Origin of the sequence: Rothia sp. HMSC065C12, assembly GCF_001812085.1 — a bacterium.
GTDB lineage: Bacteria > Actinomycetota > Actinomycetes > Actinomycetales > Micrococcaceae > Rothia > Rothia mucilaginosa.
Genome location: NZ_KV807679.1, coordinates 584,304 through 600,568 on the forward strand (window position 1 = coordinate 584,304; position 16,265 = coordinate 600,568).

14 protein-coding genes are annotated in these 16,265 nt (G+C 62.1%); 7 read left to right on the forward strand and 7 right to left on the reverse strand.

Features of this window, described 5'->3' with window-relative positions; translation table 11 throughout:
* Positions 1–145 precede the first annotated feature (145 nt).
* From HMPREF2836_RS09490 to HMPREF2836_RS08460, 4 genes are all read left to right on the forward strand, one after another.
* Positions 146–571, forward strand: coding sequence for a metal-sensitive transcriptional regulator (locus tag HMPREF2836_RS09490; protein ID WP_070630082.1), 426 nt, complete (start codon positions 146–148; stop codon positions 569–571).
* Between the two features lie 63 nt (positions 572–634).
* Complete coding sequence (locus HMPREF2836_RS08450; protein ID WP_044150011.1) at positions 635–850, forward strand: heavy-metal-associated domain-containing protein; 216 nt, start codon at positions 635–637, stop codon at positions 848–850.
* 29 nt (positions 851–879) lie between these two features.
* Positions 880–1,266 (forward strand): hypothetical protein, encoded by a 387-nt coding sequence (locus HMPREF2836_RS08455; protein ID WP_005507683.1) that lies wholly within the window; start codon positions 880–882, stop codon positions 1,264–1,266.
* A gap of 308 nt (positions 1,267–1,574) precedes the next feature.
* Entirely contained in the window at positions 1,575–3,962 is a 2,388-nt protein-coding gene (locus HMPREF2836_RS08460; protein WP_256388396.1) for a heavy metal translocating P-type ATPase, read from the forward strand.
* Between the two features lie 284 nt (positions 3,963–4,246).
* On the opposite strand, the gene HMPREF2836_RS08465 is transcribed toward HMPREF2836_RS08460, so the two are convergent.
* The 3 genes from HMPREF2836_RS08465 to HMPREF2836_RS09165 all read right to left on the reverse strand — a co-directional run bounded on the left by HMPREF2836_RS08465 (position 4,247) and on the right by HMPREF2836_RS09165 (position 6,987).
* Positions 4,247–4,903: an NAD(P)H-dependent oxidoreductase gene (locus tag HMPREF2836_RS08465; RefSeq protein ID WP_070630084.1), complete on the reverse strand. Its 657-nt coding sequence runs from the start codon at positions 4,901–4,903 to the stop codon at positions 4,247–4,249.
* 137 nt (positions 4,904–5,040) lie between these two features.
* On the reverse strand, positions 5,041–6,522 hold the full coding sequence (locus tag HMPREF2836_RS08470; RefSeq protein ID WP_083309188.1) for an MATE family efflux transporter: 1,482 nt from the start codon (positions 6,520–6,522) through the stop codon (positions 5,041–5,043).
* 72 nt (positions 6,523–6,594) lie between these two features.
* The gene (locus HMPREF2836_RS09165; RefSeq protein ID WP_070633606.1) at positions 6,595–6,987 is read right to left on the reverse strand and encodes an RNA-binding S4 domain-containing protein; all 393 of its coding nucleotides are present in this window, start codon (positions 6,985–6,987) and stop codon (positions 6,595–6,597) included.
* 291 nt (positions 6,988–7,278) lie between these two features.
* On the opposite strand from HMPREF2836_RS09165, the gene HMPREF2836_RS08480 reads away from it, so the two are divergent.
* Positions 7,279–8,106, forward strand: a complete 828-nt coding sequence (locus tag HMPREF2836_RS08480) for a UDP pyrophosphate synthase (protein ID WP_070630085.1) — start codon at positions 7,279–7,281, stop codon at positions 8,104–8,106.
* A 109-nt stretch (positions 8,107–8,215) separates the two neighbouring features.
* Here HMPREF2836_RS08480 and HMPREF2836_RS08485 read toward each other — a convergent pair whose 3' ends face one another.
* Entirely contained in the window at positions 8,216–9,433 is a 1,218-nt protein-coding gene (locus HMPREF2836_RS08485) for an ABC transporter permease (protein WP_246822852.1), read from the reverse strand.
* A gap of 158 nt (positions 9,434–9,591) precedes the next feature.
* On the opposite strand from HMPREF2836_RS08485, the gene HMPREF2836_RS08490 reads away from it, so the two are divergent.
* Positions 9,592–10,215, forward strand: coding sequence for a TetR/AcrR family transcriptional regulator (locus HMPREF2836_RS08490; RefSeq protein ID WP_070630087.1), 624 nt, complete (start codon positions 9,592–9,594; stop codon positions 10,213–10,215).
* A 113-nt stretch (positions 10,216–10,328) separates the two neighbouring features.
* A complete protein-coding gene (locus tag HMPREF2836_RS08495) occupies positions 10,329–11,438 on the forward strand; it encodes a sucrase ferredoxin (RefSeq protein ID WP_070630088.1) in 1,110 nt (369 codons plus the stop codon).
* A 137-nt stretch (positions 11,439–11,575) separates the two neighbouring features.
* Here the strand turns inward: HMPREF2836_RS08495 and HMPREF2836_RS08500 are convergent, their stop codons facing one another.
* From HMPREF2836_RS08500 to HMPREF2836_RS08510, 3 genes are all read right to left on the reverse strand, one after another.
* Positions 11,576–13,243, reverse strand: a complete 1,668-nt coding sequence (locus HMPREF2836_RS08500) for an NAD-dependent succinate-semialdehyde dehydrogenase (RefSeq protein WP_070630089.1) — start codon at positions 13,241–13,243, stop codon at positions 11,576–11,578.
* A gap of 350 nt (positions 13,244–13,593) precedes the next feature.
* Positions 13,594–15,198, reverse strand: a complete 1,605-nt coding sequence (locus HMPREF2836_RS08505) for a glycerophosphodiester phosphodiesterase (RefSeq protein ID WP_049326796.1) — start codon at positions 15,196–15,198, stop codon at positions 13,594–13,596.
* Between the two features lie 392 nt (positions 15,199–15,590).
* Positions 15,591–16,103 carry a PTS sugar transporter subunit IIA gene (locus HMPREF2836_RS08510; protein ID WP_070593546.1) on the reverse strand — a complete coding sequence of 171 codons (513 nt, stop codon included), beginning with the start codon at positions 16,101–16,103 and terminating at the stop codon, positions 15,591–15,593.
* Between the last annotated feature and the right edge of the window lie 162 nt (positions 16,104–16,265).

Genomic DNA, 16,265 nt, shown 5'->3' on the forward strand with positions numbered 1-16,265 from the left:
TTTAACCCGCAGTGAAGACACTAACCTATCGAAAGGGCCGTAACCTATCGAAGAATCCCCCTATCGACAAGCCCCTGCACCCTCACCGCGTAACAACCCGTAACACCCCCTTGCAGTATACCCCCCTAGGGTATATACTGGAGTCATGGAAACCACTAGCAACCAGTGCTGCCACAGCACATCCGACCAGGTCAGCACCGCATCCGACGCACCCGCCAAGGAACAGTCCGAAGCGCACACCGGCGCATGCTGCAGCGGCGAGGCGCCCGAAACCCAGCACGGTTACGCCTCCAATAAAGAGGCGCACCTCAAGCGCCTGCGCCGCATCGAAGGGCAGGTCCGCGGCATCGCCCGCATGGTCGATGAAGACAAGTACTGCATCGACATCCTCACCCAGGTTGCCGCGGTCTCCAAGGCGCTCCACGCCGTCTCCCTGAACCTGCTCGAAGAGCACATCGGCCACTGCGTGACCGGCGCCGCCATCGAATCCGAACGCACCGGCGACCCGACCATCGCAGAGGCCAAGGTCAAAGAGGCAACCGCCGCAATCTCCCGCCTCATGCGCAGCTAAACACGCTGCCCCTAAACACCGGGCGGCCCCAAGTTTTCAACCCATTACCGAAAGGAAATCATCATGAGCACCACCACCGTTAAGGCAACCGGCCTGACCTGCAACCACTGCGCTATGAGCGTCAGCGAAGAGGTCAGCGAAGTTCCCGGCGTGACCGGCGTGACCGTGGACGTCGTCAAGGACGGCGTCTCCACCGTGACCATTGAGCACGAGGGCACCCTCAACACCCAGGCTGTTGCAGACGCTATCGTAGAGGCTGGCTTCACCCCCGCCGTCTAGCGCGGCAGCCGGCTCGATTAGGAGTCATCATGGCTTACCCTCCGCAGTACATTGCGATGGTTGTTGGCGCGGTCCGCACCCTTGTCGGCGCCGAAAACATGCACCTGCGCGACGCGATCACCCGCGTGGCCAGGCAGATGAATCTGGATGCGGCGCTGGTCGATTCGTGGGTGAAGCAGAGCCCCGAATACACGGCGCGTGAGGATGCGCCCGGTGCGGCGCGACGTAGCGGCACGAGCGCGAATAAGCGTTCCGCCGAGCACGAGCAGGGCGTGAAGGCGCGTGAGAAGGCGAACGCTTCGCCGTTCCCGCGGGCTGCCGTGAAGCGTGCCTACGGTGTGTCTGATCGCGGCGCGAAGGTGACCGGTATTCGTCCGCATACGAGCAGGCCGGATGGGCTACCCGGCGACCACTGAGCCGCCGCAGCTTTACTCTCGCCGCCGCGTTTACAGCCTCGCGGTTTTACCCGCAGCTTTCGCCCGCGCGCGCTCGACGCCGCGTCCTGATACTGCACCATACACCGTCCGGGGCGGGGTCCTTCGGGGTCCCTCCCCCGGCTTGGTGTACCTTTTTCTACCCTCCCGTTTTTGAGTTTTGAGGAAGTATTGTGTCTTCTACACAGCCTTCACCAACCACCCGTGAGCCCTCATCACAGAGTGAGCGTTCTCTTTTTAATTCCACTGGAACGACCGTAAAATCAACGGAGTCAACCCGAATCATCCACGTGGATATTCAGGGTATGACCTGTGCATCCTGCGTGGGTCGTGTGGAGCGTAAGCTCCGCAAAATCCCCGGCGTTGACCCGGCGGTGAACCTGCCGCTGGAGTCGGCGCGCGTCATCGTGCCCGAGAGTGTGAGCGACGAGCAGATCGTTGAGACCATCAACAATGCCGGCTACACGGCGCACCTCAAGAACGGGCCGCGCGCGGGCGCTGGAACAGATGCGAGCGCATCCGGCGGCGGCAACCATCACAGCACTCCGAGCATGAATGGCGGCTTCACTGACCGCATTATTTATGCGGCGATTTTAGGTGTGCCGATTTTCTTGATTTCGATGTTCCCGTCGTTCCAGTTCCCGAATTGGGGTTGGGTTGTGGCGGTTCTGACGGCGCCGGTTGCGTTTTGGTGTGCTGCGCCGTTCCATCGGGCGGCGCTTATTAATGCGCGTCATGGCTCGTCCACGATGGATACGCTGGTGTCTCTCGGCGTGGTGTTGGCGTATTTCTATTCGCTGGCGCAGCTGCTCATGAACCCGGCGTTGACGGCGCATGTGCATCATGCGGGCGGTAGTTTCTGGTCGATGTTTACCGGCAACCATGCGCCGCTGTACTTCGATTCGGCGTCCATGGTGACGCTGTTCTTGCTGATTGGTCGCGCGATTGAGCACCGCACTCGCCACCGTTCGTCGGAGGCGCTGCGCACCCTGCTGAGTATGGGCGCGAAGGAGGCGACTCTGCTGCGCACCGATAAGCAGGGTGTGACGAAGCAGGTGCAGGTTCCGGTGGAGGACCTCATGCCGGATGATCTGTTCCTGGTGCGCCCGGGTGAGAAGATTGCCACGGACGGCGTGGTGGTTGAGGGTTCATCGGCGGTGGATGCGTCCCTGTTGACGGGTGAGTCTGTGCCGGTTGAGGTGCATCCGGGCGATACGGTCACGGGTGCGACGGTGAATACGTCTGGTGCGTTGACGGTGCGTGCAACCCGCGTGGGCGCTGAGACAACCCTGGCGAAGATGGGTGAGCTGGTGGCGAGCGCGCAGGAGACGAAGGCTCCGATTGCTCGCCTGGCGGACCGTGTTTCTGCGGTGTTCGTGCCGGTGGTTTTGACGATTTCGGCGCTGACCCTGGTCGGTTGGTGGCTGATTTCCGGTGACGGTGCGGCGGCGTTTAATGCGGCGGTGACGGTACTGGTGGTGGCGTGCCCGTGCGCCCTGGGTTTGGCTACTCCGACGGCGTTGCTGGCGGGTACGGGTCGCGGCTGGCAGTTGGGCATTTTGATTCGTAATGCGCAGGTGCTGGAGGCGACGAGCACGGTTGATCGCGTGGTGCTGGATAAGACCGGTACGGTGACGACTGGTGAGATGTCCGTGGCGTTCTACGGCACCTTCGGTGACTACGAGTCGGCGGGTAACCTGGCCGGTATTTCACCGGAATCCACAGATTCCAAGAACGATCGTTCCCTGTCTGTTCTGCGTGATGCCGCCGCCGTGGAGGCGCTGAGTGAGCACCCGATTGCCCGCGCGATTGCCGGTTTTGCCCGTGAGCAGGGCGTGCTGGCGGAGGGCGCTTCGGCGCCGAGCGTGAGCGGCTTTGAGGGTGTTCCCGGAGGCGTACGCGGCGTGCTGAGCGGCTCGGGTGACGGTGCCGAGAGCGGCACCCCCCAGCTGGTTCTGGTGGGCACCCCCGAGTACCTGCAGGCAGCCGGTGCGCAGCTGAGCGAGGCCCAGTTGGCCCTGCTGGATCAGGCTCGCCGGGCGGGTCTGACAACGGTGGTTGTCGCCCGCGGCGAGGCCCCCGATGAGGCCCCGAGCAGCACCTCCGCTCTGCAGCCGGTCGGCATGATTTCGGTTGCCGACACCCCCAAGCCGGAGGCGGCAGAAACCATGGCGCAGCTGCGTGAGCTCGGCCTGGAGCCGATCCTGCTCACCGGTGACGCCCCGCAGGTTGCGCAGGCGGTCGCCTCGAAGGTCGGTATTTCGGCTGAGAACGTGTATGCCGGCGTGACCCCGGAGGGTAAGTCGCAGGTGATTGAGAAGTTGCAGGCTGCCGGTCACCGCGTGGCGATGGTCGGCGATGGCGTGAATGACGCCCCGGCGCTGGCTCTTGCTGAGCTGGGTATCGCGATGGGTTCGGGCACGGACGTTGCCGCGGAGGCCGCCGATATCGTGCTGACCCGCTCGGATGTCGCCTCGGTGGTCACGGCACTGCGTCTCTCCCGCGCTACGCTGCGCACCATTAAGTCGAACCTGTTCTGGGCGTTCGCCTACAATTCGGCGGCTATTCCGGTTGCCGTGGCGGGCCTGCTGAACCCGATGATTGCGGCTGCGGCAATGGCGTTTAGTTCGGTATTTGTGGTGCTGAATTCTATGCGTCTGACGGCGTTTAGGAAGTAGCGCCCCGCCGTTATACAGAATGAATTGCCTCGCGCGATTTCAAACGAAAATTTCAAAAGCATATCTCACCGCGCATTTCACGCGGTAAAAGATATAAAGAAATGCACCGCCCGTGTAAAGGCGGTGCATTTCTTTATATTCAGTTTTCACGGGCGGCGGCTTGAACACCTGGCGCGAGCGTCTAGCGCGAACGCCTAGCTCAAACGCCCCGCCCGAAAGCCCGAGCTCAACAGCCCGAGCCTAAAACCCGGCAAGAAAACCTCGCCGACAACCCGGCAAGAACCTTACGCCCAGGTGACCAGGTCCTCGATGGAACGGCGGCTCTTCGGCGCAATCTCACGGGCACGGTAACCGAAGGTCACGGCCACAGACACGCCGTATTCCTCCGGGTCGAACAGGCCAGCGGAGGCGAGCAGCTCGTTCACTGCTTCGTAGTTCATGCCCTCGATGGGGCAGGAGTCGATACCGAGCATTGCGGCGCCGGTCATCATGTTGCCCAGGGCAATGTAGGTCTGCTTGGACGCCCAGTCGAAGAGCGCACGGTCGCTTTCCAGGATCTTCATGTCGTTCTTCTGGAAGTTGCCGTAGCGTTCGAGTGCAGCCTGCATCTGCTCCTCGGTGAGGTTGCGGCCTTCGAGGGTGCGGCGCATCCACGGGGTGTCGTAGCGCAGGCCCTTCTTCGCCAGCAGCACGACCAGGTGGCTTGCGGCGTCGAGGGCGCCCGCCATGCCCCAGGCGATCGGCTTGAGCTTTTCGCGCAGTTCGGGGTCCTGGATGACCAGGAACTTCCACGGTTCGGTGCCGACGGAGCTGGGCGACAGGCGCGCAAATTCGAGGATTGCGGCGAAGTCTTCGTCGCTGACGCGGCGGTCGGGGTCGTAGGCACGGGTTGCGCGGCGGCGGGCGAAAATTTCGAGGGCTTCTTCGCGGGTTACGGTCACGGTTTCATCCTTTGCATGAGGGTTTCAATATCCTGTCATGCTACACCTGCGGAGGGTGCGGGCGGTCTAATTGTGAGCCATTACGCCCAGAGCACGTATGCGCGAAGCAATCAGGCTCGAGGGGTTTAGGGAGGGGTTTAGGCACCGGCTTTCATCCACACATCCGAGCGGGCGCGGCGGCCGAAAATGACCGCGCGGATTCCTTGGAAGTACAGAATATACGCCGCCCACAAGCCGCAATACCCGGCGAGCGCGTCCATGGTGCCGTTGCCGACCGCCCAGTGCAGGCCGAGCATGACGGGCACGTACATGACGAGCATGATGAAGCAGCCGATTGCCAGGTATTTCACGTCCTGCGCGCCCATGAGGATGCCGTCCAGGGTGAACACGTACGCGGCGATGGGCTGGCCGAGGGCAATGATGACGGTGGCGATGGTGAAGAGGAACGCCACCTGCGCGTCCTGCGTGAAAATCCAGGAGCCAAAGAAGCCAATGAGCGGGCAGATCAGGCCGGTGATGACGCCGTAGATGAGGCTCATGCGGAGCAGCCGGTTTTTCAGCTGGCGCACCTTCGCACGTTCGGATTCTACGTTCAGGTCGCGTTCGCCGAGCTCCTTGCCGAGTAGCGCCTGCGCGGCGATGGCGAGGGAGTCCAGGGCGTAGAGGAAGAGGTTAAATACGCCCATGCCGAGCTGGTAGGCGGCGGTGTGTTCGGTGCCGAATCGTGCCACGACGAACACGGTCAGCAGGGAGGCGATGCGCATGGACAGGGTGCGCAGCATGAGCCAGGAGCCGAGCGAAAGCACCGAACGCATGCCGGCAACGTCGGGTGCCCAGCGGACGGCGTGCTCGCGGGTGCCGCGCATCATGACCGCGCCGAGAGCGGCAGCCATGCCCCACTGGGTGAGGGAGGTGCCGGTCGCCGAACCGGCGACACCCCAGCCGACCGGGTAGATGAGCAGCCAGTTCAGCACAATGTTCACGAGCGTGCCGACCGTGGCGACTTTGAGCGGGGTGACGGTGTCTTGCAGCCCACGGAGCGTGCCGACCTGCGCGAGGATAATCATCATCGGCGGAATGCCCCAGAGCGAGTGGTGCAGGTAGTCGAGGGCGTAGCTCATGGTTTCGTCGGTCGCGCCGAGGCCACGCAGCAGCGGGTCTGCGAAGGCGTATCCGGCGATCATGAGGAGCATGCCGAGGCCGAAGGCGACCCACACGCCGTCCACACCGATCTGCCAGGCGCGGCGCAGGTTCTTCTCGCCGAAGGCGCGCGCCACGGCGGGCGTGACGGAGTAAGCGAGGAAGTTCATGAGGCCCACGACCGTGGTGACGAGCGTGGCGGCGATGCTCATGCCGGCGAGTTCTGCCTTGCCGAGTTGGCCGATGAGGGCGGAGTCGGTGAGCACAAAGATGGGTTCGGCGATGAGCGCGCCGAAGGCGGGTACGGCGAGGACGAGGATGCGCCGGTTCAGCGAAGGCTCGGCGGTGTTCGCAGCGGCGTTGGCACTGGGGCCCGCGGCGGTATTCGCGGCGGGGCTCGCTACCGTCGCGGTATTCTTCGCGGGCGCGCCGGGTGCAGTGCTACCGGGTTCAGCAATAGGGTGCTTCTGTGTGCTCATCCTTCTAGGCTACTCCCCGCCGCCGCCGCGGGTGCCTGCGCGCGGGGTGGGGTGCACTCTGCGAGATGCGCTTTAGGCGCCTCGGCCGCGCAGTTCGTCGAGGGCACGGCGTTCCTTCTTGGTGGGGCGGCCGCTGCCTCGTTCGCGTTTAGCGACCGGAGGCATGGAAAGGTAGGCGGGGCGCGGGCCCGAGAGGTCTTCGTAGCAGGTGACGGCGATGGGTGCGCCTACCCGTTTGACGAGGAGTTTTTCAACTTTGAAGACGCGTTCCCAGCCGGGGTAGCGCACGCGCACCACGTCTCCTTTTTTGAGTTTTTGGGAGGGTTTGGCGGGGGCGTCGTTGACGCGCACGTGGCCGCCTTTGCATTCGTCGGCGGCGAGGGAGCGGGTTTTAAAGATGCGCACTGACCAGAGCCAGAGGTCGAGCCTGGCGCTGGTTAGTGTGGTGGTGTCTTCTGCGGTCATGTGTTCATTGTGGCGCGAGGCGGGCGGGGCACCAAATCAGGTGCGCCCACCTATCCTGCGCAATCTCACCGTAATCTCACCGGGCAAATCCGCAACCGGCACCGAACCTGCCATGCGGCAGAAAATTTTCTATTGCACGCACCAGGCTGTTGAGCGCAAACCTGCATCCACTAGGGGTATTGTTAAGTCACCTTCTCAAGAAGTGTTCTCAAGGCCACCTAGTTCGCGTGGTCTACGGGGGGGGTGTGGCCGCGACGCCACGGGCTCCCCGTAACAGATTGGATATACACCATGTCAGCTTTGAAAAAGCTCCTGGCGGCTGCCCTCATCAGCACTGTGCTGTCCTCTTGCTCTTTTGGTCCCACATTGGAGAAGGATGAAAGCGCCCGCGCTATTTTCGACGTAGAAAATGACCAGGTGATCCTACCCCTGGATGCATACGACACCACCGGCAAGGACGAATACTTCACCAAAGCCCTTGAGCTGGCCCGTAAAAAGTGCTTTGCCGAACACGGGCAGCACTATGAGATGTTCGTCCGCACCGAGGGATCCGGCAGGAACTTCGGTAGGACCTACGGAATCTGGAACGTTGAGCGCGCCCAAAAATACGGCCTCCACGAGCCCAATGAATCGAATACGCTGGACCTCTCCGCCCCTGCGCCCTCATCCGACCCTGGGAAGGATGTCAGCACCGAATGCTATCAGCGCGCCAGCGATGAGATGAAGCAAATTGGAGAGATACCATTCGGCTCCGCCACGTATAGGCGTTTGGAAACCGATGCCCGAAATGCCGCAGGGGATCAACAGCTCAAAAAATCCCTCGACGACGAATGGAAGCGATGCGTCAAGGACAAGGGCCTCACCCCCGATAGTGAGATGACCGTCAAGGAAGAAAAGAACATTCCTCAGAGCACCACCCCCTCAGAAGAGGAAATTCGAATCGCCACCATCCAGGCGCAGTGCAATCAGGATGTAGGCCGTTCGCAGAAGCTCTACGACCTGGAGGCACAGTACCAGAAGCCGCTCGTCGCCAAGAACCAGGCGGCCCTGGAGAATGAGCTCAAAGAATTCAAGCGCCGGGACGAGCAGTTCAAGCAGTACGTTCTCGACAACCAGTAACAGCGCATAACAGCCGGTAATAGTCGGTATGCCGAAAGGGTGTGTGCCGTGTTCAGTGAACACGGCACACACCCTTCTTACGTTGTACCGGCGGTCTAGCCCGCGGCGGTTATGCCTCCACCGTTGCGGGGCGGCGCTCCTTCAGCGCCCAGCCGATCACGCCGGCGAGCAGACCAAACGCAATCCAGGAACAGAGCACCAGCCACTGGTCGCTCGTTGCAACCTCCGGGAAGTACGCAATCGAACGCAGCAGAGTCGAGGAAGCACCCGGCACCAACATCTGACCAATCTGACCCCACGCACCGGGCAGGAACACGCTCGGCATGGTCGCACCCGAAATCGGGTTACCAATGAACATGGTCACCACGGCGCTCAGACCCAGGCCAGCGGAGGGAACCAGCAGGGCGCCCATACCGATCATGAAGGACGCGGTAGCCAGGTAGGTTGCGGCGAACGCAGCCCACAGGGTTGCGAAGTCACCGGGAATGAAACCGAACCAGGTGCTCAGAATCAGGGCGGTCAGTGCACCGGCAATGACAGAGTACAGGGTTGCGGTGGCGAAGCGGCGCCAGGTGCCGTTAATCAGGGTCAAGGAGAGCATGCCACCGATGGTTCCGCCCATGACCAGGGGGAATGCGGCAATAGCCAGACCGGTACCGGAGGAGTCATTCTCGCTCAGGGGTACCACTGCGGTGGTCTTCACCTCCATTGCGGATGCCTGCTCGGCCTGCACCTTCATCTGCTCCAGCTGGGCGGCAGCCTGCGCACCCTGCTCGCCTCCCGCCTGCACCGCCTGGGTGAGGGCTTCCGTCTTAGCGGCGAGTGCCTTCTGCTGAATCTGCGCGTTCAGCTGGGTGGCAACACCGTTGAGTATCTGGGTTGCTGCGGTGTTGGCGGCGGGGGCGGTCAGCACCTCGGGAGCAGCGCCTTCGGTGAAGATAATTGCGCCGTAGGTTTCGCGCTGCTTGATTTGCTGTTCAGCCTCTTTGCGGGAGGATGCCTGCTTCAAGTCGAAGGTTTCAATACCTTGGTCTTTGAGGGACTGTTCAAACTGACTGACGGTCACCTCGGGGCCTGCGATAGAGACGGGCAGGTTCTTTGCTTCCATGGTCTTGGTGGGCCAGGTGAAAGCTAGGACGATGAGTGCTACCACCAAGGATGATAGTACGGAGGTGGTGATGACCTTGAGCCAGGAGGAACGGTCGGTGGTTTCTTGCGTGCTTGTTTCTGCAATGCTCTTTGCCGCGATCTTCTGGGATGCGGCAGCTTGGGTGGCTGCGGCGGTCACTGCTTCTGCGGTGACTGCGGTGGCGGTTTCGTTGTTCATGACAATCTCCAAACAAAATGCTTATTTCGTTTACGAGTCAGAACTCTACTCTCGATTTTTACCGAGTGCAAACAAAATAGCTATTTTGTTTGTAAAGTCACAAAAAGAATCAGTGTTGTGTTTACGCGTTCTTTAGCCCCACCCCCTAGACTGGAACCATGCCCCGACTAACAGACGCCACCAAAGCCGCACGCCGAGCCCAAATCATCGAAGCCGCCATTAGCTGCTTCCTCGAAAAGGGCTACACCAACACCTCCATGAGCGACATCATCAAAGCCTCCGGACTGTCCTCCGGGTCCATCTACTCGCACTTCTCCGGCAAAGAAGACATCCTCATCACCGCCATCAACGAGCGCCTCAACAACGTCAAGGAGCTCTACGAAACACTCCCCGAAGGCGCAGGCCCCCAGGATATTCTCGAAACCATCCACACGAACCAGCTGGTAAACGACAATTTCTCCGCCATGCTGCGCATCCGCGCCAAATCGCTCCACGCACCCGAAATCGCCAGGGCAACCGCAGACACCATGCCTCTATTGCAGGGCATCATCGTAAAGACCCTCACCCCCTGGGCAGCCGAACAGCTCAGCGTTCTACACGAAATCAACCCCGATCCGGCGCAGCGCACCCCCGAACAGGAGGCGCTCATTACCGACTACACCCGCGACACCGCAGACGCCTTCATGATGGTCTTCCAGGGGTACATGCTCCGCTCCTTCTTCGGCGCCCCCGAGGAAAAGGACCGCCTCTACCGCGTCGCTTTGGCGCTCCTTCCTGAGTAGTTGACCGCCCGATAGCCCCTAAAAATCACCCTTGATCGGTTGTTTTTCAGCATTTAGACCGTGCAGGGGCAACATAGGTCATTCACATCCTGCAGGCGTAGAATCGAGAAACCATGACTGAATCCTGCACCCCCGCAACCCCCGAGCCGCGCGCCACCAACCCCGCCGAGCTGAACAACCTGCGTGCCGCACACGCCGATGAGCTCTCTTCACGCACCCGCGCCACGAGCATCCCGGCAGACTCCTGCTCCCTCTACGACGACGAGGCGCTCGGCGGCACCGCCGGACGCGCCACCGCCTGGCTGGCGCTCGAGCACGTGGGCCAGTGGGGTCGCGACGTGCTGGACGGCTCCGCCCTCGGTGAGGAACTTTCGGAGGCGTTGGGCGAGGCAGTCTCGCAGGCGGGTTTGAAGTTCCTGCTGATCCGCCAGGTGGGCAGGGCAGGGCGTGTACTGCACGGCGCGCCGGATGCATCCGGCGACCCGACCCACCGGGTACTCTACGCGCTCTGCACCCCGGGTGAGGAGAAGCTCTACTCGTTCAGCGTGAGCACCCCCGAACAGCTCCTCGAACTACCCCTGGGCAACCCCCAGGAGTTGATTCAGGCGACCGGCGCGGAGCTCATGGATTCCCCCGCCATTCTCGTATGCACCCACTCCAAGCGTGACCGCTGCTGTGCCCTGCGCGGTCGCCCCATTGCGGCGCACCTGGCGGATATCCTGCCGGGTAATGCGGTCTGGGAGTGCTCGCATACGGGCGGCCACCGCTTTGCCCCGGTCGGCATTATGCTGCCCACCGGCTACACCTACGGTCGCCTCTCGGAGCCTTCGGCGCTGGCTGCGTACCTGTCGCTGGCGGGTCGTTCCATTCCATCACTGCACGGTCTGCGAGGCCGCAGCACGGATACTCCGGTGGAGCAGGCGGCGGAGGTTGCCGTACGCCTCGAATTGGAGAAAAAGGGTGAAGAAGTAACCTCTGGAGGTTTGGTTTCACGTGAAACATCGGTAGCGGAGGCACTGAGTACACTCCTCGAAGCGAGCATCGACCCCGCGGTAGATACCGCCGAAAACCCCACCATGGAGGCGGCACTCACCTCCCACACCGACGGACGCACCTGGGTCGCCTTCTTCGAGCGGGTCGCCCTTGAGCCGCGCCCCAACTCGTGCGGCAAGGGTCCCGCGGATGCTTTCAGCCGCGAGCTGCGCGGTCTGTTTCAGCTCTAGCACCCGCGCATAATGTAGACAGCGTGAAGCCCCGACGGGCACCTTCTCGGGTACCCGCCGGGGCTTCGCTGTATTCAGGGTTCGGCGTATCCAGGGTTCACCGTAACCGATATTTCAACCTTATCCGACAAGCAGGCTTATCCGGCGAACGGGTTCGGCGCGCCGATGTACTGCAGCTCGGTGTACTCCTCCAGACCCTCGGGGCCGCCCTCACGACCCATACCGGACTGCTTCACACCGCCAAAGGGGGCTGCCGCGTTCGAGATAACGCCGGAGTTGTAGCCGATCAGGCCGAACTCCAGACCCGCAGCCATGCGCGTAAAGCGCGGGTGGTTGCTCGTGTACACGTACGCTGCCAGGCCGTACTCGGTGTCGTTGGCGAGCTTCAGGGCGGTGCGTTCACCCTCCTCACCGTAGCCGCTGAACGTGGCAATCGGGGCGACGGGGCCGAAAATTTCTTCACGCCACACGCGCATCGAATCAGTCACGCCGGTCAGCACGGTGGGGGTCACGAAGTTGCCCTTGTTCAGGTTCTTGGGCATGCCGCCGGTATCGCTCGGAACGTTCTCCTCAAGCTCGGGAATGTACCCGCCGCAGGCGAGGAGCGCGCCCTTACCCAGGGCGTCTTCGACCATAAAAAGTATGGATTCAACCGCTGAAGGTTGAATTAGCGGCCCACATTCGGTTCCGTCGACGGTTCCGTCACCCACAACGGTCGCCTCCATGCGCTCCACGAAGGCGCGGGTGAACTCTTCGGCAATGTCCTCGTGCACGATGAATCGGTTGGCGGCGGTGCACGCCTCGCCCATGTTCCTCATCTTCGCTGCGTAGGCACCCTCCACGGCGGCGGGAATATCCGCGTCCTCAAAGACGATGAACGGTGCGTTGCCGCCCAGCTCCATGGAGGTGTGCAGAACATTCTGCGAGGCCTGCGCGAGCAGGGTGCGGCCCACGGCGGTGGAGCCGGTGAACGATACCTTCCTCAGGCGCTCATCAGCCATCAGCGCGGAGACAACCTCGCCGGTACGGGAGGTAGTCACCACGTTCAGCACGCCGTCCGGCAGGCCCGCCTCACGCATCAGGGACGCGAAGTACAGGGAGCTGAGCGGAGTCAGGGAGGCGGGCTTGAGCACCGCGGTGCAGCCCGCCGCGAGCGCTGGGGCGACCTTGCGTGCCGCCATGGCGAGCGGGAAGTTCCAGGGGGTGATGAGCAGGCAGGGGCCGACGGGGCGGCGTACGGTGGTGATCTGCAGCCCGGATTCGGGGGCGACGGCGGTGCGGCCGAAGTTGCGGGCGGCTTCTTCGGCGTACCAGCGCAGGTAGTTTGCCGCGTAGGCGACTTCGCCGCGGGACTGGTCGAGGGGCTTGCCCATTTCGAGAGTCATGAGCCGGGCGATGACTTCGGTGCGCTGCGTCATGAGCGTGTAGGCGCGGTTGAGGATGTCGGCGCGTTCGCGGGCGCTGGTTGCCGCCCATGAGGTGCGGGCGTCGCAGGCGGCGTCGAGTGCTTCGATGCCCTGTTCGACGCTGGCGTCGGCGACGTGCGCGAGGATTTGGCCGCAGGAGGGGTTGTGCACGGGGAAGGAGCCGTTGTCGCCGGTGACCCAGGTGCCGCCGATGAGCAGGTCGGTGGGCACGTAGAAGAAGGGGTAGGAGGGCCGTTCGTAGGGGTCGATGGGTTCGCGCTGCGGCATGTTGATGCTTTGCATGTGCGGTTCGGTGCGGCCTCGCAGCTGAGCGGATTTCGCGGCGGGCTTTGCGGAAGTAGCGCTCTCGGCGGCGGAGCTTTCGGGTGAGGTGGTCATGGCGTGCCTTTCGGGTTGGGGCGGCCGGTGCGGTCGACTCTGACGCTTTTAATTCTAGTCCTGCGCGCTCCCCTGCTCCTCGAACCGATCCAGCGGCTCTCTCCCCTGCCCCGCTCGCCCTCTCCCCACCCAAAAAGACCGTGGGCACGCCGAAGGGGGTCGCATCCGCGTTGGATACGACCCCCTTCGGATAGATTCTCGCTCAGCGCGCGAGAGTCCTAGCTGAGGATTATGGAAGGCATTGCCCGGAAGGGATGCTCGGTGTTGCATCCGCTCTGCCCGATACCCGCGCCCTCACCGCTGAGCAGCGGTGAGGCGGGCACCCAGGTGGACTAGGCCCACCGGTTCTCTCAGATCCAGGACTGGCGTGCCTCGATTCGAGTCAGCTCCAGAGGACCGCCATCGTTGGTGCCGTGGAAGCGGCCGAAGTGTACGTACGGGCCGCGGTAGGCGCTGTGGTTGATGGGGCTGGAGTACTGGCCGTTGACCGTGTAGTAGAAGCTGTTCTTGTTCAGCACGATCTTGCAGTTCAGTGCCTGGCCGGTGGTGACCTTCTGGCGTAGCTTCATGGTGTGCAGCACGCGCGGGCTTGCCTGGTTGGGTTCGAAGCAGAGAATCTGCGCTACGGAGCCGCCGCGGTAGTTGGGGCGGATGGCGAGCACGTAGGTGCCGTCTTCCTGCTTTGCAGCGAACTTCTTGCCGATGCCGAAGGCGCCGTCGTGTTCGCGACCGAACGCAATGTAGCCGTAGTGACCATCCTGCTTCGGCACTGCACTGGTCCACTTCATGGAGAAGTCGAGAGTGTACTTGTCGCGAGTGGTGTAGTTCGCCAGAGGGCCGAGCAGCACGGATTCGTCGTAGCGCTGGTTGTGCACGATGGCTGCGCCGGTCAGGTCGGGCATGTCCGCTGCGACGGAGGGGTCGGCGGGCAGCATGCCGTGGGGACGCTGGCCGGTCTTAATCTTCACGCTGGCGTCGAAGGGGTCACCGATTACCCAGTAGGGGTCGGGGCACATGAAGCCCTTAACGCCCAGTGCCTTGTACTTTTCGTAGGCGGAGCGGCGGTGGATTTCCCAGACGATGACTGCCTTGCCGAGGCCGGTGAGGGCGCGTACGTTCTCCTCGCTCATGGAGCCCTGGGAAGCGCCGGTCGGCTTCTCGTAGTAGGGTACGCCGATGGCGTCCACGTTTTCGTGGCGTGCCATTGCGGAAATCTTGTCGATGGGGTCGCCACCGTCGAAGTAGCACCAGGTAGCGCAGCCTGCGGAGTTGGCAAGCTTCAGGTAGCGGGAGGTGGGTTTGAAGCCGCCGCTGCCGTCGCGGTACATCTTGATGACGGTGCGGCGCTGCAGGCCGCGTTCGGTGATGAACTTGACGAGGCCTGCCTGTGCGGGGCCGTCCTTCGCTTCGAGGAACAGTACGACCTTCTTGCCGCCGACGGAGGCGTATTCGCCGCCTGCGGGTACGGCGTCAACCGCGGCGATGGCTTCTTCGAGGGTGGGGATGTCGTACAGGCCGGTCTTCTCGCCCAAGTTTTGGCGCATGTCAACCTTGTGCTGGCGCAGTTCGGCGAGGGTATGGCCGCGCACGTCCATGGACGCACCGGTGGTGCGCTTGATGTTGGTGTCGTGCATGCAGACGAACTGGCCGTCGCTGGTGGTGCGTACGGAAATTTCGACGGCGAGGGCGCCGCGGCGTACGGACTCTGCGTAGGCGTAGGCGGTGTGCTCGGGGCTGATGTTGCCGGCACCGCGGTGGGCGATGAAAAATTCATCGGTCTTGTAGAGCAGCTGATGTGCGGGGGAGCCGCTGTGTACTGCCGCGAGCTGTGCGCGGGTGTTGGCTGCGGCGTGGGCTTCGCCTGCCTGGAGCATGAGGGCGGCGGGTGCCAGTGCGGAGGCGCCGATGAAGCCGCGGCGGCTCAGATTCTTAGAGGTCTTCGGGAATGCAGTCACCGTAGTAGTCCTTTTTCTTTTATGAGTTGAGCGTAATGTGTGTGGTTGTTCATTGAAGTTTTTGGTTTATAGCTGAGGGTCCGGATTCTCTCAACTCAAACTACAACTCTAAGTAGGATAACGATTTTTTATCGGTGATTCACTGCGTTTACAGGAAAATAGGGTATTATGTGCGCCTCATTCTTACCCGCGGTGTAATGCGGGTGAATGTGTTCCTCCTTTTCCGCCGCTTTTAATAGCGGCATTTCATGCGGCGTTAAAAAATTTCTCGTGTAACGAAAAAGGCCGCGCCTACAGCCCGATTGAGCCTACAGGACGCGACCTTTTGCGTTAAAACATTTTTCGCAGGTTTTTCACCGCTGTTGAAGCTGAGCTATTTTCGCTGGTTCAGCTTACTTCTTGGATGCCTGAGCGACGCGGTCACCGGCTGCGACGGGGCGGCGTGCCTCAGAGTCCTTGGAGATGTTGAACTTTGCGGTGTTGGTAATCATCACCATGGTTTCCTTGGAGGGGATGCGGCCCTCGATAGCTGCCCAGTCGACCTCGATGATGGGTGCGCCTGCCTCAACCTTGTCACCTACGTTAGCAATCTTGGTGAAGCCGTCGCCGCCGAGCTCAACGGTGTCGATACCGATATGGACCAGTACCTCGCCGCCGTTTTCGGTGCGGAGCATGAATGCGTGCAGGGTGTCCTGAATCAGTGCGATGGTGCCTGCAACGGGTGCGACGATGGTGCCTGCGGTGGGGTTCACTGCGTAGCCGTCGCCCATAACGCCCTGAGAGAAAACGGGGTCGGAGACTTCGCTCAGCGGCAGGTACTCGCCGGTAACAGGTGCGACGTAGACGTCTGCGGACGATGCTTCCTGTGCGGCAGCTTCCTTCTTCTTCTTGCCGAAACCGAACATATATGCTCCTTCTGGTCGTGTGGCGCTATGAATAGCGTGTATTTGTAGCGCTGATGCGTCCGCGTCGGATGCGGGCGTCGTTGCCTTCTTGGTTTCACACCGGGCGGCGCCTGCCTAAATTGCAGGGTTCGCACACTCCGGTGCATATGCACTCAGAATACA

Bases quoted from the DNA above. Each gene is read 5' to 3' on its own strand.
- HMPREF2836_RS09490 (WP_070630082.1), top strand. From the start codon at position 146: ATGGAAACCACTAGCAACCAGTGCTGCCACAGCACATCCGACCAGGTC.
- HMPREF2836_RS08450 (WP_044150011.1), top strand. From the start codon at position 635: ATGAGCACCACCACCGTTAAGGCAACCGGCCTGACCTGCAACCACTGC.
- HMPREF2836_RS08455 (WP_005507683.1), top strand. From the start codon at position 880: ATGGCTTACCCTCCGCAGTACATTGCGATGGTTGTTGGCGCGGTCCGC.
- HMPREF2836_RS08470 (WP_083309188.1), bottom strand. From the start codon at position 6,522: ATGAGCACACAGAAGCACCCTATTGCTGAACCCGGTAGCACTGCACCC.
- HMPREF2836_RS09165 (WP_070633606.1), bottom strand. From the start codon at position 6,987: ATGACCGCAGAAGACACCACCACACTAACCAGCGCCAGGCTCGACCTC.
- HMPREF2836_RS08480 (WP_070630085.1), top strand. From the start codon at position 7,279: ATGTCAGCTTTGAAAAAGCTCCTGGCGGCTGCCCTCATCAGCACTGTG.
- HMPREF2836_RS08485 (WP_246822852.1), bottom strand. From the start codon at position 9,433: ATGAACAACGAAACCGCCACCGCAGTCACCGCAGAAGCAGTGACCGCC.
- HMPREF2836_RS08490 (WP_070630087.1), top strand. From the start codon at position 9,592: ATGCCCCGACTAACAGACGCCACCAAAGCCGCACGCCGAGCCCAAATC.
- HMPREF2836_RS08495 (WP_070630088.1), top strand. From the start codon at position 10,329: ATGACTGAATCCTGCACCCCCGCAACCCCCGAGCCGCGCGCCACCAAC.
- HMPREF2836_RS08500 (WP_070630089.1), bottom strand. From the start codon at position 13,243: ATGACCACCTCACCCGAAAGCTCCGCCGCCGAGAGCGCTACTTCCGCA.
- HMPREF2836_RS08510 (WP_070593546.1), bottom strand. From the start codon at position 16,103: ATGTTCGGTTTCGGCAAGAAGAAGAAGGAAGCTGCCGCACAGGAAGCA.